The 19,367-nt window shown below is 67.4% G+C and carries 21 protein-coding genes, 1 tRNA gene and 1 pseudogene; 14 read left to right on the top strand and 9 right to left on the bottom strand.

Features of this window, described 5'->3' with window-relative positions; all coding sequences use genetic code 11:
- Positions 1–406 precede the first annotated feature (406 nt).
- Complete coding sequence (locus DIE22_RS12890; protein WP_124496849.1) at positions 407–1,336, top strand: Rossmann-like and DUF2520 domain-containing protein; 930 nt, start codon at positions 407–409, stop codon at positions 1,334–1,336.
- A 76-nt stretch (positions 1,337–1,412) separates the two neighbouring features.
- Positions 1,413–1,976: a YggT family protein gene (locus tag DIE22_RS12885; RefSeq protein ID WP_124496850.1), complete on the top strand. Its 564-nt coding sequence runs from the start codon at positions 1,413–1,415 to the stop codon at positions 1,974–1,976.
- A 9-nt stretch (positions 1,977–1,985) separates the two neighbouring features.
- Here DIE22_RS12885 and DIE22_RS12880 read toward each other — a convergent pair whose 3' ends face one another.
- Positions 1,986–2,336: a DUF190 domain-containing protein gene (locus DIE22_RS12880; protein ID WP_034183430.1), complete on the bottom strand. Its 351-nt coding sequence runs from the start codon at positions 2,334–2,336 to the stop codon at positions 1,986–1,988.
- A 24-nt stretch (positions 2,337–2,360) separates the two neighbouring features.
- Positions 2,361–2,747: a fluoride efflux transporter CrcB gene (crcB, locus tag DIE22_RS12875; RefSeq protein WP_124496851.1), complete on the bottom strand. Its 387-nt coding sequence runs from the start codon at positions 2,745–2,747 to the stop codon at positions 2,361–2,363.
- A gap of 413 nt (positions 2,748–3,160) precedes the next feature.
- On the opposite strand from crcB, the gene DIE22_RS12865 reads away from it, so the two are divergent.
- Positions 3,161–4,372, top strand: coding sequence for a S53 family peptidase (locus tag DIE22_RS12865; protein WP_124496853.1), 1,212 nt, complete (start codon positions 3,161–3,163; stop codon positions 4,370–4,372).
- Between the two features lie 43 nt (positions 4,373–4,415).
- On the opposite strand, the gene DIE22_RS12860 is transcribed toward DIE22_RS12865, so the two are convergent.
- Positions 4,416–5,318 (bottom strand): SIR2 family NAD-dependent protein deacylase, encoded by a 903-nt coding sequence (locus DIE22_RS12860; protein WP_124605240.1) that lies wholly within the window; start codon positions 5,316–5,318, stop codon positions 4,416–4,418.
- A 79-nt stretch (positions 5,319–5,397) separates the two neighbouring features.
- Positions 5,398–6,003 (bottom strand): NUDIX domain-containing protein, encoded by a 606-nt coding sequence (locus tag DIE22_RS12855; protein ID WP_124496855.1) that lies wholly within the window; start codon positions 6,001–6,003, stop codon positions 5,398–5,400.
- An 81-nt stretch (positions 6,004–6,084) separates the two neighbouring features.
- On the opposite strand from DIE22_RS12855, the gene DIE22_RS12850 reads away from it, so the two are divergent.
- Together DIE22_RS12850 and DIE22_RS12845 are read left to right on the top strand one after the other, a co-directional pair.
- Positions 6,085–6,840 carry a DeoR/GlpR family DNA-binding transcription regulator gene (locus tag DIE22_RS12850; protein WP_124496856.1) on the top strand — a complete coding sequence of 252 codons (756 nt, stop codon included), beginning with the start codon at positions 6,085–6,087 and terminating at the stop codon, positions 6,838–6,840.
- A 129-nt stretch (positions 6,841–6,969) separates the two neighbouring features.
- Positions 6,970–7,263 (top strand): annotated as a pseudogene (locus DIE22_RS12845) (chromate transporter); the annotation flags it as partial.
- A gap of 2 nt (positions 7,264–7,265) precedes the next feature.
- Here DIE22_RS12845 and DIE22_RS12840 read toward each other — a convergent pair.
- Positions 7,266–8,426 (bottom strand): enolase C-terminal domain-like protein, encoded by a 1,161-nt coding sequence (locus DIE22_RS12840; protein WP_124605239.1) that lies wholly within the window; start codon positions 8,424–8,426, stop codon positions 7,266–7,268.
- A 490-nt stretch (positions 8,427–8,916) separates the two neighbouring features.
- Here DIE22_RS12840 and DIE22_RS12835 point away from each other — a divergent pair, with 490 nt between their 5' ends.
- From DIE22_RS12835 to DIE22_RS12825, 3 genes are all read left to right on the top strand, one after another.
- Entirely contained in the window at positions 8,917–9,201 is a 285-nt protein-coding gene (locus DIE22_RS12835) for a hypothetical protein (protein WP_124496858.1), read from the top strand.
- A 567-nt stretch (positions 9,202–9,768) separates the two neighbouring features.
- Entirely contained in the window at positions 9,769–11,163 is a 1,395-nt protein-coding gene (gene gabP, locus DIE22_RS12830) for a GABA permease (protein ID WP_124605238.1), read from the top strand.
- A 291-nt stretch (positions 11,164–11,454) separates the two neighbouring features.
- Entirely contained in the window at positions 11,455–12,552 is a 1,098-nt protein-coding gene (locus DIE22_RS12825; RefSeq protein ID WP_124496860.1) for a GlxA family transcriptional regulator, read from the top strand.
- A gap of 63 nt (positions 12,553–12,615) precedes the next feature.
- Here DIE22_RS12825 and DIE22_RS12820 read toward each other — a convergent pair whose 3' ends face one another.
- The gene (locus DIE22_RS12820; RefSeq protein WP_027788152.1) at positions 12,616–12,960 is read right to left on the bottom strand and encodes a cupin domain-containing protein; all 345 of its coding nucleotides are present in this window, start codon (positions 12,958–12,960) and stop codon (positions 12,616–12,618) included.
- 289 nt (positions 12,961–13,249) lie between these two features.
- On the opposite strand from DIE22_RS12820, the gene DIE22_RS12815 reads away from it, so the two are divergent.
- Together DIE22_RS12815 and trmB are read left to right on the top strand one after the other, a co-directional pair.
- Positions 13,250–13,324: transfer RNA gene (locus tag DIE22_RS12815), tRNA-Gly, on the top strand.
- Between the two features lie 132 nt (positions 13,325–13,456).
- Positions 13,457–14,224, top strand: coding sequence for a tRNA (guanosine(46)-N7)-methyltransferase TrmB (gene trmB / locus DIE22_RS12810; protein ID WP_124496861.1), 768 nt, complete (start codon positions 13,457–13,459; stop codon positions 14,222–14,224).
- A 118-nt stretch (positions 14,225–14,342) separates the two neighbouring features.
- Here trmB and DIE22_RS12805 read toward each other — a convergent pair whose 3' ends face one another.
- From DIE22_RS12805 to DIE22_RS12795, 3 genes are all read right to left on the bottom strand, one after another.
- Positions 14,343–15,173 (bottom strand): undecaprenyl-diphosphate phosphatase, encoded by an 831-nt coding sequence (locus DIE22_RS12805; RefSeq protein WP_124605237.1) that lies wholly within the window; start codon positions 15,171–15,173, stop codon positions 14,343–14,345.
- A 75-nt stretch (positions 15,174–15,248) separates the two neighbouring features.
- On the bottom strand, positions 15,249–15,830 hold the full coding sequence (locus DIE22_RS12800; protein ID WP_124605236.1) for a DUF1439 domain-containing protein: 582 nt from the start codon (positions 15,828–15,830) through the stop codon (positions 15,249–15,251).
- A 135-nt stretch (positions 15,831–15,965) separates the two neighbouring features.
- Positions 15,966–16,283, bottom strand: coding sequence for a YkgJ family cysteine cluster protein (locus DIE22_RS12795; RefSeq protein WP_124605235.1), 318 nt, complete (start codon positions 16,281–16,283; stop codon positions 15,966–15,968).
- A gap of 173 nt (positions 16,284–16,456) precedes the next feature.
- Between DIE22_RS12795 and hemN the strand changes: the two genes are divergently transcribed.
- The 4 genes from hemN (at position 16,457) to DIE22_RS12775 (ending at position 19,277) form a co-directional block, all read left to right on the top strand.
- Positions 16,457–17,848 carry an oxygen-independent coproporphyrinogen III oxidase gene (gene hemN / locus DIE22_RS12790; RefSeq protein ID WP_124605234.1) on the top strand — a complete coding sequence of 464 codons (1,392 nt, stop codon included), beginning with the start codon at positions 16,457–16,459 and terminating at the stop codon, positions 17,846–17,848.
- A 72-nt stretch (positions 17,849–17,920) separates the two neighbouring features.
- Complete coding sequence (locus DIE22_RS12785; protein WP_124605233.1) at positions 17,921–18,178, top strand: hypothetical protein; 258 nt, start codon at positions 17,921–17,923, stop codon at positions 18,176–18,178.
- Between the two features lie 104 nt (positions 18,179–18,282).
- Positions 18,283–18,939 carry a protein-L-isoaspartate O-methyltransferase gene (locus DIE22_RS12780; protein WP_124496866.1) on the top strand — a complete coding sequence of 219 codons (657 nt, stop codon included), beginning with the start codon at positions 18,283–18,285 and terminating at the stop codon, positions 18,937–18,939.
- A gap of 14 nt (positions 18,940–18,953) precedes the next feature.
- Entirely contained in the window at positions 18,954–19,277 is a 324-nt protein-coding gene (locus DIE22_RS12775) for a rhodanese-like domain-containing protein (RefSeq protein ID WP_124496867.1), read from the top strand.
- Positions 19,278–19,367: the final 90 nt, after the last annotated feature.

Genomic DNA, 19,367 nt, shown 5'->3' with positions numbered 1-19,367 from the left:
CATTTGTTGCAAATTGCAATTCCACCCGGCTGCAGCCACCGTGCGGCAGGGCTGCCCGGCCTCGCGATCCCCCTTGCGGATCGCGCGATTCCGTCCGACCAGCAAAATCGCGACGCACCGGCCGGTCAGTCTTACCGGATCCGGCAAGCATGGCGTGCACGCCTCCGTAATGAACGATTACAAATTCGAGACAAGACGCCGACAATTCAAGAGGGACGCGGCCCCCGCGCGATTCGGGGCCGGATTCGACGGTCGTCATCGGGCCGCGAATCCGCTGCGCGAATTGACCGGTTGCCCGCATCGAACGCCGCCGTCGAGGTCGTCCCCGCCCGGCACCGTCCATCCGCGGCCGCCCCGTCATTCCTGCGATACTGGCGGCTGCTCCGTTTTCGCTTCGTGACCCGCCATGCCCCTCCCCGACACTCCCCGCCTCGGCTTCATCGGCGCCGGCCGCCTGGCGCGCTGCGTCGCCCGGCGTTTCGCGGCGGCCGGCTTTCCGGTCGTCGCGATCGCGAGCCGCACGACGGAATCGGCCGCCGCACTCGCCGCGCGCATCGACGGCTGCCGGGCAGTCGACACGTCGCAGCAGGTCGTCGATGCCGCCGACCTGATCTTCCTGACCGTGCCCGACGACCATCTCGCGTCGAGCGCCGCGGCGCTGCGGTTCGACGCGGCGCGCGCGGCGGGGCAGGCGCTCGTTCACTGCAGCGGCGCATCGGCGGTCGAACTGCTCGAACCGGCAAGACGGCAAGGCGCGGCGACCGGCGGCTTCCATCCGCTCTACCTGTTCGGCGGCACCGACGCCGATCTCGCCCGCATCGACGGCTGCTCGGTCACGCTCGAAGCCGACGGCGCGCTGCACGCGACGCTGCTGCGGCTTGCCGCCGCACTCGGCTGCCATCCGCTGTCGATTCCGGCCGGCGGCCGGATGCTCTATCACGCGGCCGCGCATTACGCGGCGAGCTTCGCGCTATGCGGGCTGTCGGAAGCGGTCGAGCTGTGGCGCGGCCTCGGCTTCGACGAGGAAGCCGCGCTGCGCGCGCTGCTGCCGATGCTCGCCGGCACGATCGAGACCGCGCGCGACAAGGGTCTCGCGAACGCACTGGCAGGCCCGGTGTCGCGCGGCGACACCGGCATCGTCGAGCGCCAGCTCGCGCTGCTCGAGGCGCGCGGCGGCGATCACGCGACGCTGTATGCACTGATGACCCGCCGCGCGGTCGCGCTCGCGGCGAAGCGCGCGGCGCCGCCGGCCGCGCTGCCGGCGCTCGCGCAGGCCGTCGAAACGTCGCTCGCGCGCACGACCGGGCACCCCTCCCCGCCGCGAGACGAGGCGTGATAAGGTGTCGGCCGATGCGCCGCCATCCGGCGTTGGCGGCCGCACGCTACTCGACTGTATAAAAAGGATGCCAACGATGTTCGGCGAGATCGCCCGTTTTCTGCTCAATACCCTCTTCACGCTGTTCGGCGCCGCGCTGATCCTGCGCGTCTGGATGCAGGCCGTCCGCGTGCCGCCGTACAACCCCGTCACGCAGGCCGTGCTGCAGGCGACCAACTGGCTCGTGCTGCCGCTGCGCCGCGTGATCGCGGGCGTGCGCGGCATCGACTGGGCGAGCGTCGTCGCCGCGCTGCTCACCGCGCTCGTCTACGTGGTGCTGATGGTCGTGATGGCCGGCTTCGATCCGGCCTCGGTGATCGCGACGCTCGTCGTGGTCGCGCTGCTCACCGTCGTGAAGTGGGCGCTGAATCTCGTGATCTGGATGACGATCCTGATGGCGCTGCTGTCGTGGCTCAACCCGCGCTCGCCGGCGATGCCGATCCTCTACCAGCTCACCGCCCCGTTCCTGAACCCGCTGCGCCGCGTGATCCCGAACCTCGGCGGCATCGACCTGTCGCCGATCCTGCTGTTCGTGATCGTCCAGGTGCTGCTGATGATCGTCACGCGCGCCGCCGTGTCGCTGACGATGTTCGGCATCTGACGCGTTGCGCTACGCTGCCGGCCCCTGCGCCGGCGGCGCCCCGAGCGTGTCGATCACGCCGAAGCGCGCCGGAATCATCGCGTAGCACACGCGCACTTTCTCGCGCGACAGCCGCTCGAGCAGTCGCTGCGCCTCGTCCTCGGTGACGATGAACTCGACCTCGATCGCCAGCGAACCCTGCAGTTCGAAAAAGCGGTCCTCGTGCAGCACGCGATGCTGGCCGAAGCCGGCCATCGCGCGAAACGCGGAGCCGCCCGCGACCCCCATCCGGTTCGCTTCCTCGAGCAGCCACTCCCACAGCGGCTTCCAGTGCAGCCGGTGCTGCTCGTGCACGTAGAAGCGCAAGAAGACCCTGTCCATCGCCTCCTCCCGGTGCCGGCGCGCTCAGGCCGCCGCGAACCACGCGTGCGCGGTCCACATGCCGAGCGCCGTCAGCGTGAACGAACCAGTCAAGTGTAGGGCAGCCACCGCGAACGCCCATCCGAATTCGCCCTGCACCGCGTGCGTCATCACTTCGACCGAATAGGTCGAGAACGTCGTGAGGCCGCCGAGAAAGCCCGTGATCACGAACAGCCGCCACTCGGGCGGCAGCCCGACGCGCGTGGTGAATGCGACGGCGGCCACGCCGATCACGTAGCCGCCGATCAGGTTCGCGGCGAGCGTGCCGAGCGGCACGGCGGGAAAGTACGCGTTGAGCGCAAGGCTCAGGAACCAGCGCAGCAACGCGCCGAGCCCCGCGCCGACGAAGATCGCGACGATCGAATAGAACAAGGGAACTCCTCGCTGACGGCGCCGCATGGCGGGTGCGGCCTACGCCGAACTGTATGCGGAATCGCACCGCGACGGCAATGCCGGCGAACCGGGCCGGCGTGCGCCGGAACGCGTCGCGCCGGCACCATGCATTCGATTATTCCCGCGCGCATCGCGCAATCGATATTTTCCGGAGCATTACTCAGGACATTACAAATCCATCATGAATGGATCGATTATTTGTCAGATTTTGGAATCCCGGGGATTATTTTATCCGGCTCGCAGCAATCCCTTGGACGCCTTGTCTCACGGCCATTCCGCGTACTTTCCCTTATCAGACTTTCCCGAATTCGGCCGATATTTGATGCAATCGGCATTGCCGATTCCGTAAAATCATTTGGCCACCCTACTCCATCGACATGGAGATTCAGAAAATGAACAATATCCGCCTGTCATCCATGTTGATTCCGGCGCTGTGCGCGTCGCTGCTCGCATCGAGCATCGCGCTCGCCGAGGACAATGGACCACCGTCCTATGTCGAAGGCAACCGCGCGCCGAAAGGATTCGCGCGCCCGCCGTTCCATACCAAGCCGCGCGCGAGCACGGCCGCGGTAGCCGGCCTCACGCCCGCGCTCGCACGACATGCATACGGGTTCGACACGATCGCCAACCAGGGCGACGGTATGATCGTCGCGATCGTCGACGCATACGACGACCCGAAGATCGAGGCCGATCTCGGCGTGTTCAGCAATGCGTTTTCGCTGCCCGCCTGCACCACGGCGAACGGCTGCTTCACCAAGGTGTATGCGCGGGGCCCGCGGCCCAGGACCGATGCGGGCTGGTCGCTCGAGATATCGCTCGACGTCGAATGGGTGCACGCGATCGCGCCGAAAGCGAAGATCGTGCTCGTCGAGGCCGCGTCGGCCAGCTTCAACGACCTGATGGCCGCAGTCGACGTTGCGGTCAAGCGCGGCGCGTCGGTCGTGTCGATGAGTTTCGGCGGCAACGAATTCAGCAGTGAAGCCGGCTTCGACAGCCATTTCAACGTGCCGGGCGTCACGTTCGTCGCGTCGTCCGGCGACAGCGGCGCCGGCACCGAGTACCCGGCCGCATCGCCTCGCGTGGTGGCGGTGGGCGGCACGACCTTGTCCACCGATGCGTCCGGCAGCTACGTCGGCGAAGCAGCCTGGAGCGGCAGCGGCGGCGGCGTGAGCACCGTCGAGGCCGAGCCGGCCGGACAGGCCGGCTGGCCGATTCCGGTGGCCGGCAAGCGCGGCGTGCCCGACGTCAGCTACGATGCGAACCCGTCCAGCGGTTTCGCGGTGTACGACTCGGTCACCTATCAGGGGCAGGCCGGCTGGTTCCAGGTCGGCGGCACGAGCGCGGGCGCGCCGCAATGGTCGGCGCTCGTCGCGATCGCGAATTCGCTGCGCGCGGCCGCCGGCAAGCATGCGCTGAGCGGCACCTACGACACGCTCTATACGGTCGGGAAAAGCGCCTACGGCAGCGACTACCACGACGTGACGACCGGATCCAACGGCAATTGCGGCAGCGTCTGCAACGCAGCCGGCAGCTACGACTATGTGACGGGGCTCGGCTCGCCGAACGCGCCGGCGCTCGTCCAGGCACTCGTCGCGCAACCGTAACCGCGCGGCGGCAGCCGCCGCCGCAAGATTCGTCCCGCGCCGCTCAGCCGCCGCGCCACGCGCGGTCGAGCGCGACGAGCGTCGCGAGCGCGCCGCCTTTCAGCCCGATCACGTCCGTGCGGCGCGCATGGGCCTCGCGTGCGTTGATGCGGATCACGTCGGCCCCGAGCCGTTCGCTCAGCAGCCGCACGGTCGGAATCGCGGTGCCCGCGCCGATCTCGACGACGGTCACCCATCCTGCCTGCGCGATCCAGTCCTGCAGCGCCCGCTCCTGCGCGTCGTAGCGTTCGCCGAGCCAGCCATGGTCGCCGAACATCAGGATGTTCGGCCGCGCCAGGCCGCTGCACCGCGGGCAGCGCGGCAGTTCGCCGACCAGCCGGCACGCGGCGGCATCGACGTCGGGCGTGAACGGCGCGGCGTCCCACGTGTCGTCCGAGCAGGGTCGCAGGCACTGCATCGAATGAATCGAACCGTGGATCTCGACGACGCGCGCCGGATCGAAACCGGCCTTCTGGAACTGGCCGTCGACATTGCTCGTCAGCACGAAGCCGCCGTTCGGCATCGCGTCCATCCAGCGCCGCAGGATCGCGAAGCCCGCGTGCGGCAACGTCTGCCGGTAGCGTTCGAGACGGTGTCCGTAGAAGCCCCACGCGAGCTGCGGATGCGCGCGGAACGCCTGCGGCGACGCGATTTCGTGGAATTCGAAGCGCTCGTGGCGCAGCGCCGGATACGCGCGCCAGAAGCCGTCCGTGCCGCGGAAATCGGGCAGCCCCGAATCGACGCCGATGCCGGCGCCGGCCGTCACCAGCAGCGCATCGGCGCGCGCGAGTGCCTCGACGGCGGACGCGACCAGATGGGCCGGCAGTTGCGCGCCGGCGGCGCTGGAACCGGTGGAGTCGGAGGAACCGGTGGAGTCGGAGGAATCGGAGGAATCGGAAGGCGGCATGATGGAGCGGCGGTGGCGTCGAACGGTGCGCGAAGGGCGTCGCGCGATCATACGCCCGTTCGAGCACCGCGCCGCGGCATCATGCAGTCGCGGCGCGCATACCCGCGGGTTCCCTTAGCGCGACGTACTGCAGCAGCATGATCGTCTTCGCGTCGACGATCTCGCCGCGCTCGACGGCATCCAGCGCCGCGGCGAGCGGCATCTCGACGACCTCGAGATCCTCGCCCTCCTCCGCGATGCCGCCGCCGTCGCCCGTACGCAGCGACGCATCGTATTCGCCGACGAAGAAATGCAGCTTCTCCGTCACCGAGCCCGGGCTCATGAACGCCTCGAACACCTTGCGCACGCCGCGCACGCGATAGCCGGTCTCCTCTTCGGCTTCCGCGCGAATGCGTGCGTCGGGCGTCGCGTCGTCGAGCAGGCCCGCGGCGGCTTCGAGCAGCATCCCGTCGTGTCCGTTGACGAACGCCGGCATCCGGAACTGCCGCGTGAGCAGCACGTCGCCCGTCGCCGCGTTGCGCAGCAGGATGGTCGCGCCGTTGCCGCGGTCGTAGGTTTCGCGGCTCAGGCGCTGCCACGTGCCGTCGCGGCGCAGAAAATCGAACGTCACCTTCTTCAGCACATACCAGTCATCGGACAGCACCGTCGTATCGACGATGCGGACGCGGTCCCGCGTTGCAGTCATGGCGCTTCCCCATTCGACATGTGACGAGGCTCATGGTAACGTGCACACTCGTGCAATTTCAAGAAATTTCGTGCAAATCCGATGCTGACGACCCAGCGCAAGAAAGCGATCCTCGACACGCTCGCCCGCGACGGCCAGGTGCTGGCCGTCGAGCTGAGCGTGCAATTCGGCGTGTCCGAAGACACGATCCGCCGCGACCTGCGTGAACTGGCGGCCGAAGGCCTGCTGCAGCGCGTGCACGGCGGCGCGCTGCCGGCATCGCCCGCCGTCGCGCCGTTCGCGCAGCGCGAGACGCTCGAAACTGCGGAAAAGCGGCGCATCGCGCGCCGGGCCGCGCAGATGATCGCGCCCGGCCAGGTCGCGATCGTCGACGGCGGCACCACGTCGGCGCTGCTCGTCGGCCAGTTGCCGCCCGACCTGCGCGCGACGATCGTCACGCACAGCCCGAGCGTCGCCGTCGCGCTGGCCGCGCATCCGTCGATCGACGTGATCCTGATCGGCGGACGGTTGTACAAGCATTCGATCGTGGCCGTGGGCGCCGCGGCGATGGAAGGCATCTCGCGCATCCATGCAGACCTGTATTTCATGGGCGTGACCGGCGTTCATCCGGTCGCGGGGCTGAGCACCGGCGATTTCGAGGAAGCGGCGATCAAGCGTGCCCTGGCCGGGCGCGCCGGCGAGACGGTCGTCCTTGCTTCGCAATCCAAATTGCGCGCGGCTTCGCAGTTCGTGATCGGCGAGCTTGCGCTCGCGCAAGCCATCGTGGTCGAACAGGAAACCGACGCGGCGCTGACCGAGCCGATCGAGGCAGCGGGCGTGACGGTCGTGCGGGCATAGCCGCGCGACGGCTTCGATGGCGGCACCAGCGGCGTTGCACCGACATCGTCGCCGGCTCGGTGTCAGCGTGCCGACAGGTACCGCTTGCTACCATGGGCGACTGCCCACCCGCCGCGTCCCGTCCGCCCGATGTGTTCGCCCTCCGCCCCGATCGCGCCCGCGCCGCCCCACGGCGATACCCCGCCACCCGGCGTCATCGCGCTGTTCGTCGCCTTCGCGCGGATCGGCCTGACCAGCTTCGGCGGCGGGCTGAGCGGACGCATGATGCGCGACTTCGTGCACGAGCGTCGCTGGCTCGATGAAGAAGCCTTCCTCAACGGTCTTGCGCTGTCGCAGGCGCTGCCGGGCGTCAACGTGAAGAACCTCGCGATCTGGATCGGCTACCGGCTGGCCGGGTGGCGCGGCGCGGTGGCCGGCTTCACCGCTCAGCAGCCCGCTACCGTTCGAAACACGCGATACGCGTCGGCATGAAGCTCGAAGCCGATGCCTGGCGCCTGCGGCACGGCCGCGCAGCCGGTGTCGACCGTTTCGCCGTCCGCCAGCCCGCCGAACGGACGGAACGCGAACGGACTGACCTCCGCACCGCCGAGCCCGAGCGCCGCCACGACGTGCAGTGCAAACAGATGACCGCCGTGCGGCCAGAACGCACCGCGCCGCCAGCCGTTCGACACGAAATGGTCGACGATCTGCAGGTAGCCCGGCAGGCCGTAGCAATGCACCGGGTCGAACACGAGCACATCGCGATCCGGGCGCAGGCCGCCGTAGCGTTCGAGCAGCTTCGCTTCCGCGAGCGAGAACAGCGCCTCGCCGGCCGCTACCGGCGGCACGTATTGCGCAGTCAGGTCCGCATGGAGCGGCAGGTCGAGCGGATCGCAGAGATCCTCGAACCACCAGAGCGCGAACGGTGCCAGCATCGCAGCGGCTGCGCGGCCGCTCGCCGCGTCGTACAGGTTCATCGCGTCGACCGCGAGATGCGAGCTGTCGGCAAGACAGGCCGCGGCGGCTTCGATGCGTCTTTTGTCGTGGTCGAGATCCGGATGGCCGATCTTGATCTTCGCGTGCGTGTAGCCGAGATCGGCGATGCGGCGCATCTCGTCCGACAGGCGCGCGAGATCGTCGTGCGGATAGCGGTAGCCGCAGCCCGCGTAGACGCGCACGCGGGCCGCGGCGTCGCGCGCGAGCCGGCCGGCAAGAAAGCGATGGAGCGGCAGGCCCGCGATCTTCGCGGCGGCATCCCAGACCGCCATGTCGAGCACGCCGACCGCAACACAGCGTTCGCCGTGACCGCCGGGCTTCTCGCCTGCCATCATCGCGCGCCATGCGCGAAACGGATCGAGGTTCGTGCCGGCGTCGTCGGCAATGGTGTCCGCGGCGGCCAGCAGCCTTGGCCCGAACCGTTCGCGGATCAGCCCGCCCTGCGCATGGCGGCCAACCGACGCGTAGCCGTAACCCGTCACCGGGCGGCCGTCACGCACGACATCCGTGACGATCACGACGACGCTCGTCGTCAGGCCGCCCGACGGAATCGCCGGGTCGGCATAACGGGAAACCGGGATCGCTTGCTCGCGGATGTCGGTGATGCGCATGGTCAGGGTTCCGGCGGAAAACGTTCGGCGTTCGCGGGCCATGCACGCATCGCGGCCGGCAGCGACTGGCGGATCGCTGCATCATAGGCGCTTGCGCGAGGTCTTGCAGGCGCGCGGCCGTCGCGATGCCGTGAAGCCGTGAAGCCGCGCGGCTTGTTCGGCATTGTCCGAATCGCGTCAAACAATATCGGAGTACAGACGAATTATTCGTCGTGCCCGATGCGCGTGACGCGCGGCGCGGCCGATCAGCGCGCACCACCGGCACGGCCGAGAATAAGATGGACATCCAATACGAAGCGCGTATGATGAATTCGTCCGAGCACCGGCCATTTCACCGACCGCTCGCCCCGCCGTCTGCCCCCATGCTGCGTTGCGCGTTGATCCGCACACATTGCTGCCCTTTCACCCTACCCGTCGCGCCGCGCAGCGGTGATACCGGTCGGACGCGTTCGTCCACGCGATTTGTCGCGAACGAACCCAGGAGTTCATCATGAGCATGCATCTCTATCGTGGCTTCGAAATCTATCCACTGATATATCCGCACGTTCCGGCGCAGAACGGCAACACGCACAACTACGACGCCGGCTTCGACGCGGCCGTGAAGATCTGTCTGCGCGGTACCACCGACACGCTGACCCGCAGCGAAACATTCCGGCTGCCCGAGCACGCGCCGTTCGAGTCGGCGGGCGAAGCACGCCGGGCTTCGCTTCGCTACGCGGAGGAAATCATCGACGGCAACCACGGCAAGCAACCGCTCTTCGCCGACATGCACTGACGCATCCCGCCTGTTGCGACAGCCGCCGATCGGCTGCGCTTCTTGTCTGCACGAATCGCCGAGCCGGCCAGACCGGTCGGCACCCCTTCGATCGTCACCGCACGCCCGAGGATCGCGAAAGGCGCGATCCGCTTGCGGGACACGCTCTCGCGAAACGACGGATCCTCGGTATGAGGTCCTTCCGCGCCATCACGCGCTTGTGCGAATTTCATCGGCCATCGAAGGCCCGGCTCGTCGATGCAAGCCGCCACTCACGCGTCGCTCCACGCCCTCCATGCCCGATATCGCCAATGCTTGCCGATATCCGATAGCGCACCGCAATTTACCTTTGTACTGTCGCATCGCCTCGCCGATCGGCCTTGCACGCGAAAAGTGTCGCTGCCGGTCAACAGCGCGTCGTATTTGTTATGGGTGGCGGTCGGATATTTTCTAGATCGCATGGTTTTGTGCCGAGAAGATACATGTCGCCGGGCGGGCCAAAGCGTGCCGAAGCGTCGTGACGCCTCCCTGCAACGCGCAGTTCATTGAACAACAAACCGACACTGGAAACAGGGATTGGAGGACGACATGAATGGTAGTCATACGGGCCTGGCAACAGGCCTGAAGCAGCGCCACGTCACGATGCTGTCGATCGCGGGCGTGATCGGCGCAGGCTTGTTCGTCGGCTCCGGCCACGCGATCGCGGCAGCTGGGCCGGCGGCACTGATCGCCTATGCACTGACGGGCGCGCTCGTCGTCCTCGTGATGCGCATGCTCGGCGAAATGGCCGTCGCCCATCCGGACAGCGGCTCGTTCTCCACCTATGCCGATCGCGCGATCGGCCACTGGGCCGGCTTCACGATCGGCTGGCTGTACTGGTGGTTCTGGGTGCTGGTGATCCCGATCGAGGCGACGGCGGCGGCCACCATTCTCAATGCATGGTTCCCGAGTATCGCAACGTGGATCTTCGCGCTCGGCGTGACGCTGCTGCTGACGGTCACCAACCTCTTCTCCGTCAAGAACTACGGCGAATTCGAGTTCTGGTTCGCGCTGATCAAGGTCGTCGCGATCGCCCTGTTCATCGCGATCGGCGGCGCGGCCGTGTTCGGGCTGCTGCCGGGCGGCCACGCGTCGGGCTTCTCGAACCTGGTCACGCACGGCGGCTTCATGCCGAACGGGATCGGCGCGGTGTTCGCCGGCATGCTGATGACGATGTTCTCGTTCGTCGGCACCGAGATCGTGACGATCGCCGCGGCCGAATCCGAGCATCCGGAGCGGCAGATCGTGCGCGCGACGAATTCGGTGATCTGGCGCATCTCGCTGTTCTATCTCGGCTCGATCCTGTTCGTCACCGCGATCGTGCCGTGGAACGATCCGCTGCTGCCGGTGCACGGCTCCTCCCAGCGCGTGATGGAACTGCTCGGCGTCCCGCATGCGAAGGCGATCATCGACGTGATCGTGCTGGTGTCGGTCGCGAGCTGCCTGAACTCGGCGCTGTATACGGCGTCGCGGATGCTGTTCTCGCTCGCGAAGCGCAAGGACGCACCGGCATTCCTGCAGCGCACCGATTCGACCGGCACGCCGCGGGCGGCCGTGCTCGCGTCGACCGCGTTCGGCTTCCTGACCGTGATCGCGAACTACGTGGTGCCGGAGCAGGTGTTCAACGTGCTGATCGCGTCATCCGGCGCGATCGCACTGCTCGTGTATCTGGTGATCGCGGTGTCGCAACTGCGGATGCGCCGCATGCTCGACGTGAGCGGTTCGGCGCTGACGCTGCGGATGTGGATGTTCCCGTGGCTCACGTGGGCAGTCATCGTATTCATCTGCGGGACGCTCGTCACGATGCTGTTCCTCGACGGCCATCGGATGGAAGTCGCGGCAACCGGCGTGCTCGCCGGGTTCGTGCTGGTCGCCGGGCGGCTGAACCAGCGCAGCCGCGATGCGCGGTCGAGCCTCGACCGCCGCGGCGTGTCGTCGGCCTGAGGACGAAGCGCCGCGCGCAGGCGGGCGCGCGGTTGCCGCGGCCGGCAAGTCGGTCGCATCGGGCTTCGCGCGTTTCGAATGCGTCGCGCCCTTCGCCGACGACCGCCGCGCAACGCGATGTTTTCGACGCGGCCCGGACGATGAGGTCCGGGCCGCGTCGTTCGCGGCTCGGATCCGCCCCGCAGCCCGAGTCTGCGGCCCACGTTGGCCGGCCGGCGCGATTCACCGAGAATCGCGCCGGCGTTCCTTGTTTCGCATCTGCGCGAGCAGTTGCACGATCCGCGCGTCATCATGACTCATGCAACGCCTGTCGCAAGCCCGCCGGAACCCGACACGCCGGCACGTATCCGGTTCGGCTTCATCCTGTTGCCGAATTTCACGCTGACGGCGTTCTCGGGCATGATCGACGTGCTGCGGCTCGCGGCCGACGAGGGCGATAACAGCCGGCCGGTCAGGTTGTCGTGGACGATCCTCGGCGACATGGCCGCCCCCGTTCGCGCGAGTTGCGGGATCCAGATCCCGGCGTGGGAGTCGTTGAATGCGCGCCAGGAATACGACTACGTGGTCGTCGTGGGCGGGCTCCTGCACGCCCGATCGGAACTCGACGCGGCCACGCTGGAATTCATTCGCGCGGCCGCATCGGCAGGCGCGATGCTGGTCGGCATCTGCACGGGCGCGTTCGCATTGGCGCGTGCGGGCGTGATGGCCGGCCACCGGATCTGCATCAGCTGGTTTCACTACTGGGACTTCATCGAGCGGTTTCCGTCCGTCGATGCGAAGCTCGTGGTGTCCGATCGCCTCTACGTGCTGGACGGCCGGCGCGTGACCTGCTCCGGCGGGCGCGCGTCGATCGACGTCGCGGCCGCGATCCTGGTGCGGCACATCGAGCCGTCGATCGTCTACAAGGCGCTGCGGATCCTGCTGGTCGACGGGCGCGAAACAGTCAGCGCGCCGCAACCGCATCCGCCCGGTGTCGCGCCCAACGCGCATCCGAAGGTGAAGCGCGCGATCCTGCTGATGGAACAGCACATCAGCCACTCGATCACGATCGACGAGCTTGCGCGACGGCTGGAGCTATCGGCAAGACAGCTGGAACGGCTGTTCAGGGAAGCCACCGGCAGCGGGCCGGCCGCCTGCTACCGGGCGATCCGGATTCGCACGGCCGCCTGGATGCTGATGCATCTGGACAAGAACATTTCCGAAATCGCGGCGGCCTGCGGATTTGCCGATGCGTCGCATCTCGGGCGCGAGTTTCGGCGGGCGTACGGGATGTCGCCGAGCGCCTATCGGGAGCGTCAGGCACCCGGCACGCTCGGCGGGATGGTCGAGCCGGCCGAGCGTGCGACCACGCTCGGCGAGTTGTTTCCGAACCGGAACGAGTTTTATTGAGCGGGCATCCGCCGGGTTGCCATTGCGGCTGAAATCCCGGTGGCATGACGCGTCATGCGGGCGTCAGGCGAACACGAAATACTTGCGCACCGTCTCCACCACTTCCCAGGTCCCTTTCATCCCGGGTTCGATCACGAACACGTCGCCGGCTTTCAGGTGCACCGACTCCTCGCCTTCCGGCGTGATGATGCAGTAGCCGTCGAGGAAATGGCAGTACTCCCATTTCTCGTAGTTCACCTCGAACTTGCCGGGCGTGCAGATCCAGGTGCCCATGATCTTGCTGCCGTCCTTGGAGAGGTAAGCGTTGAGGTTCACGGTGTGCGGATCGCCGCCGATGCGCTTCCACTTGGTCGCGTCAAGGACCGGGGTCGGGCAGGTTTCGCGCAGAACGGTGATGAAATCGGACATGTCGGCTCCAGACTAACGATCGTAAAAGAGATCTGCCACGTTAGTTCGAAAGCGTTGGCGCGGCTTGTATGCTTCCGACACCGACTCGTCTAATTTCGACACCGGCTCGCGGGCCGGCGCGCCGCTGGCGTGTGCCGTTCGGCCGGACTCGCGTTGCCACCCTGGCGCGAGCGTGCCGCATCATGTTGCGGTCGGCCTGCTCGCGTCACTGGCGCATTGACACGGCGGCAAGCGGTCAAAACGCATCGCTTGCAACATCCCGGCGAAACACTGTAGAATCATCCGTTCTGCGGGCGTCGTATAATGGCCATTACCTCAGCTTCCCAAGCTGATGACGTGGGTTCGATTCCCATCGCCCGCTCCACCTTCGGCTGCATGGCAGCCAGCGCAAGAGCCGCCTCGTCGAAGGCGGCTTTTTTGTACCATGTGCCCGTTCATCCGGCGCACCGCTACGCGTAACGGGCCTGCGCCCGAACCGAGCCTTTCTCTGTCACCGATGATGCACGACGATCCGAACGAAGCCGGCCTGCCGCCGGACGACGCCGCCCTTCCCGACGAAGCCGCCGACGGCGCCGACGAAGTCAATCCGCTGCACCGCCGCCGCATCCGCAGCTTCGTGACACGCGCCGGCCGCGTGTCGACCGGCCAGCGCCGCGCGCTCGACGATCTCGGCCCGCGCTTCGTCGTCCCGTACGCAGCCGACATTCCCGACTGGGACGCCGTGTTCGGCCGCCGCGCGCCCCGCATCCTGGAGATCGGCTTCGGGATGGGCGCGTCGACCGCGGAAATCGCCGCGCACCGCCAGGGCGACGACTTCCTCGGCGTCGAGGTGCACGAGCCGGGCGTCGGCGCGCTGCTGAAGCTGATCGGCGAGCAGGACCTGCCGAACATCCGCATCATCCAGCACGACGCGGTCGAAGTGCTCGAGCACATGCTCGCGCCGGAAAGCCTCGACGGCGTGCACATCTTCTTCCCCGATCCGTGGCACAAGGCGCGCCACCACAAGCGCCGGCTGATCCAGCCGCCGCTCGTCGCGCACCTCGCGTCGCGCCTGAAGCCGGGCGCGTACCTGCATTGCGCGACCGACTGGCAGAACTACGCGGAACAGATGCTGGAAGTGCTCGGCGCCGAACCCACGCTCGAAAACACGGCCGCCGACTACGCGCCGCGCCCCGACTACCGCCCCGTCACGAAGTTCGAACGGCGCGGGCTGCGGCTCGGCCACGGCGTGTGGGACCTGGTGTTCCGCAAGCGCGGAGGCTGAATCCCTGCTGCGACAGCGCATCGCACGCTGCGCGCCTCGCCATGAAGAACGGCCCGACCGGCATCTGCTGCCGATCGGGCCGTTTTCCATTGGAAGCGCCCTCACCTCCGCGCCGGCATCACGCCCAGTTCAACCATCCGCTGTAACCCACGAGCAGCACGAACAGGCCGAACGCGATCCGGTACCACGCGAACACGGTGAAGTCGTGCGTCGCGACGAAGCGCAGCAGCCAGCGCACGCACACGAACGCGCTGACGAACGCGGCGACCAGCCCGAGCGCGAACAGGCCGAGCGAATCGACGGTGAACGCCTGCCAGTCCTTGACGGTTTCATAGAGCGTCGCGCCGAAGATGATCGGAATCGCGAGGAAGAACGAGAATTCGGTCGCGACGCGCCGGTCGAGGCCGAACAGCATCCCGCCGATGATCGTCGAGCCCGAGCGCGACATGCCCGGCACCAGCGCGAAGCATTGCGCGATGCCGACCTTCAGCGCGTCGAGCGGCGTGAGCGCGTCGACCGACTGCACGCGCGGCGGCTCGCCGCGTTCGCGCTGCCGCGCCTCGGCCCACAGGATGATCGCGCCGCCGACGACGAGCGCGAACGCGACGGGCACCGGCGAGAACAGCACGGCCTTGATCTTCTTCTCGAACAGCAGGCCGAGCGCGATCGCGGGAATCGTCGCGATCACGACGTTCAGCGTGAAGCGCTGCGCGTCGGGCCGGCTCGACAGACCGCACACGACGGACACGATCCGCTGCCGGTATTCCCAGCAGACGGCGAGAATCGCGCCGAACTGGATCACGACGTCGAAGGTCTTCGCGTGCGCATCGTTGAAATTCAGGAAGCTGCCCGCGACGATCAGGTGGCCGGTGCTCGACACCGGGAGGAATTCCGTCAGCCCCTCGACGACGCCGAGGATCAATGCCTTGCAGATCAGGATCCAGTCCATCCGTGGCCCAACTCCGAAGTAGTCGAAAGAAAGGGCCGCGTCACCGCCGCGGCCCGCCCGGCCGCGCGCGTGCCGTCACTTTTCGACGATCGCCACGCGTATGCCGTTTGTAAGAATCGTAATTGTACCGGGTTCGTAGTTCACTCCGGCAAATTGCAGTTGCTCGGGCTTGAACGTGTAGATCGGATAGTTGGTCAGCACCTGCGTCGCGAGCAGGCCGGCGGCCGCGCCGACCTGCTGCGCGTACATCTGCGCGTCGCCGTCGAGCACGAGGCTGTCGACGGCCGGCGCCTTCAGCACGACCGAGCGGCTCGGCGCATCGTAAGCCAGCTGGCCCGACACGGTGAACTTGCCGCTCACCGGTTCGCGCAGGAACGGACTCGCGAAATGCGCGTCGAGCTGCACGGCGACGCGGTTCTGGTCGGGCAGCAGGTTGACGGCCGGATTCGCGAGCGACACGTCGACGACCTGCGCGACCGTCTTCTGATACGGGAACTTGCGCGCGACGGCTTTCTGCACGTCGCCGCGCGAGAACGTGTAGTGATCGGGGATGAACGGGAACGTCGACGCGCAGGCGGCGAGCGATACCGACACGCCGATGGCGCCGGCGCAGGCGGCGAGGAAACGGCGCCGGCCGGGCGTGCAAGATGCGGTCATGCTGGACAATCTCCTTCCTGTATCGGGCGAAGCGGCCGTCGGGCCATCGGCTCCGCCGCGTGTGGGGCGTGGACCGAAGTTAGTGCTCGCGCGCACACCGCCGGTTCCGTGCGCGAGCCGCTGCACGGCAGTGCGTCAGCGAGCCGCGCCGGCACCGGGCGCCGGCTGCGTCGCGATCTCGAGGCGCGTCAGCCATGCGAGCGCGTCGTCGCGCGACACCCCGCACATCTCGGCGGACGGCTGCAGCCCGGAACAGCACGCGGGACGCTCGGGCCGCCCGAAGATCCGGCAGCGCAGGTCGTCGCCGAGCTGCACGCAGCGCACGCCGGCCGGCTTGCCGTCGGGCATCCCCGGAATCGGGGAGGAAATCGACGGCGCGATGCAGCACGCGCCGCACGCCTCGCGGCATGCATGCGGCGGCGGGACATCGGCGGACGCCGGACGGACAGGCATTTCGACGGACACTCGGCTCTCTCGACAAACAACCAAAAAAACGGTGCGGCAACCGGACGCAGCGCGCGGCAGCCCACCGCGCATTGTGCCACCGCCGGCTGCGACGTTATTACACAATGCAGCCGAAACGCGCGTTCATATACTCGAAAGCATCTGAAAAGCGCGAGACCATCATGAATTCCGGTTCTGCAGACACACTGTTCCGTCCCGATTTGCTCGCGAAGTACGGCGCGAACGGGCCGCGCTACACGTCCTACCCGACCGCACTGCAGTTCCGCGACGATTTCGACCCGGCCGACTATGTGCGCGCCGCGGGCGATCCCGGCGCGTCGTCGAGCGATCTGTCGCTGTACTTCCACATCCCGTTCTGCAACACGGCCTGCTTCTATTGCGGATGCAACAAGATCGCGACCAACAACCATCGCCGCGCACGCCCGTATCTCGAGCAACTGAAACGCGAGCTGGCGCTGCAGGCCACGCTGTTCGATCCCGCGCGCCCGGTCACGCAGTTGCACTGGGGCGGCGGCACGCCGACCTTCCTGTCCGACGCCGAAACGGCCGAACTGATGGCAGCCACCCGCGAGCATTTCGCGCTCGCGCCGGACGCCGACGCCGAGTTCTCGATCGAGATCGACCCGCGCACCGTCACGCCCGCGACACTCGTCCACCTGCGCAACATCGGCTTCAACCGGCTGAGCCTCGGCGTGCAGGATTTCGATCCGGTCGTGCAGCAGGCGATCAACCGGATCCAGCCGCTCGCGATGACGGCCGACCTGCTGTCCGCCGCGCGCACGACGGGCTTCCATTCGGTCAGCGTCGACCTGATCTACGGGCTGCCGCACCAGACGGTCGCCGTGTTCGCGCGCACGCTCGAGACGATCATCGAACTCGCACCTGACCGGCTGTCGGTATTCGGCTACGCGCACATGCCGCACCTGTTCAAGATGCAGCGGCAGATCGACGACGCGACGCTGCCGTCACCCGAAACGCGCATCGCGCTGCTCGGCCTCGCGATCGACATGCTGACGTCGGCAGGCTACGTGTACATCGGCATGGATCACTTCGCGCGGCCGTCCGACGAACTCGTGCGCGCGCAGCGAAACGGCACGCTGCAGCGCAATTTCCAGGGCTACAGCACGCGCGCGGATACGGACCTCGTCGGCTTCGGGGTGTCGTCGATCGGCAAGGTCGGCGACGTCTACGCGCAGAACGCGAAGGACCTGCCGGCCTATGGCGCCGCGCTCGACGCGGGCCGGCCGCCGATCGCGCGCGGCGTGCGGCTCACGGCCGACGACCGGCTGCGCCGCGACGTGATCACGCAGCTGATGTGCAACCTCGAATTGCCGTTCTCGCATATCGAGGCCGCGCACGGGATCCGCTTCGCCGATCACTTCGCGCGCGAGCTCGACGCGCTGCGCGGGTTCGAGCAGGACGGGCTGCTGACCGTCGCCGGCGACCGCCTGACGATCCATCCGGCCGGCCGGATGGTCGTGCGCAACATCGCGATGGCGTTCGACGCCTACCTCGGCCGGACACCGCGCCAGCGCTATTCGCGCACCGTCTGACGCCGCGCGGCCGCATGCGGGCGGCCGGTTTGATAAAGTAAGGGGCTCAACGCCCCTGCAAGCACCCGCACGATGCGCACCACCAAAGCAACCCACGCGGTCGAACGCCTGAAGACCCGTTCCGGCAACCCGCAGTTCGCGGCCGTCGCGATGGCGGGCGGCCTGTTCTATCTGGTCGACCGCTCGAGCGGCACCGCCGAGAAGCGCAGCGAGCCGCTGCCGCTCGACGAATTCGTCAGGTTCGTCGACGAATTCGGCCCCAAAAAGCCGCGCAAGGCGAGCAAGCTCGACCTCGCGTTCGAGGCGCAGATCAAGAAGAGCAAGGGGTAAAGGTCTGTTGCAGGCCGTCTGAAGGCTTCGCCGCCGCCCCGTTTGGTACAATCACGAAGTTTCTCTATCCCCGCTGATGGCCGACCTGGCTGCGTGACCACACCATGAATATCGAAAACGCGCGTTTCAACATGATCGAACAACAGATCCGGCCGTGGGACGTGCTGGACCTGGACGTCCTGGGCCTGCTGTCGATCGTCAAGCGTGAAAACTACGTGTCGCCGGAACATCGCGATCTCGCGTTCGCCGACCTCGAGCTGCCGCTGCCCGGCGGCAGCAGCAAGATGCTGTTCCCGCGTGTCGAAGCGCGCGTGCTGCAGGAACTGGCGGTCAAGAAGCACGAGAACGTGCTCGTGATCGGCGCGGGTTCGGGCTATCTGGCCGCGCTGTTCGCGCATCGCGCGCAACACGTGACGGCGGTCGACATCGATCCGGCCATCGCGAAGTTCGCGGCAGACAACCTGCGCAACGACGGCGTGACCAATGCGGAAGTCGTGCTCGGCGACGGTTCGCGCGGCTGGCCGGACAAGGCGCCGTACGACGTGATCTGCGTCGCGGGCGGCCTGCCCGTCGTGCCGCAGGAAATGCTCGAACAGCTGAAGATCGGCGGCCGCCTGTCGGCGTTCGTCGGCGGTCGCCCGGTGATGAAGGCGCAGATCATCACGCGCATCGACGACAAGCAGTACCGCGTCGCCGACGTGTTCGAAACCTACGTCAATCACCTCGTCAACGCGATGGAACCGTCGCGCTTCAAGTTCTGAGCAGCGGAGCTTCCATGCAGATCCTGACGCCCGCGATGCTCGCGCAATGGCTGCGCGATCCGGCCCGTCCCGCGCCGGTCGTACTCGACGTGCGCGAGCCGTGGGAAATCTCGACCGCGCAGATCGCCGGCAGCGTGTCGATCCCGATGCAGCAGATCCCCGCGCGCAGCGAGGAGCTCGACGACGAAGCCGAGATCGTCTGCGTGTGCCATCACGGAATGCGCAGCGCGCAGGTCGCGATGTTCCTCGAATCACGCGGCTTCACGAAGCTGTACAACCTGCAGGGCGGGATCGACGCGTGGTCGCGTGACGTCGATCCTTCCGTGCCGCGTTACTGAACGACTGATCTTCCCGGCGGCGCATCGCGCGCCGCCATGCCGACCGGCACGCTGCCGCCGGTCGCGCCGGTCCGCCGAACGGGCGCGCTT

It is taken from the genome of Burkholderia sp. Bp9142 (assembly GCF_003853415.1).
GTDB lineage: Bacteria > Pseudomonadota > Gammaproteobacteria > Burkholderiales > Burkholderiaceae > Burkholderia.
The sequence above is the reverse complement of the archived record's forward strand: the minus strand, read 5'-3'. Positions and strand labels throughout refer to the sequence as shown.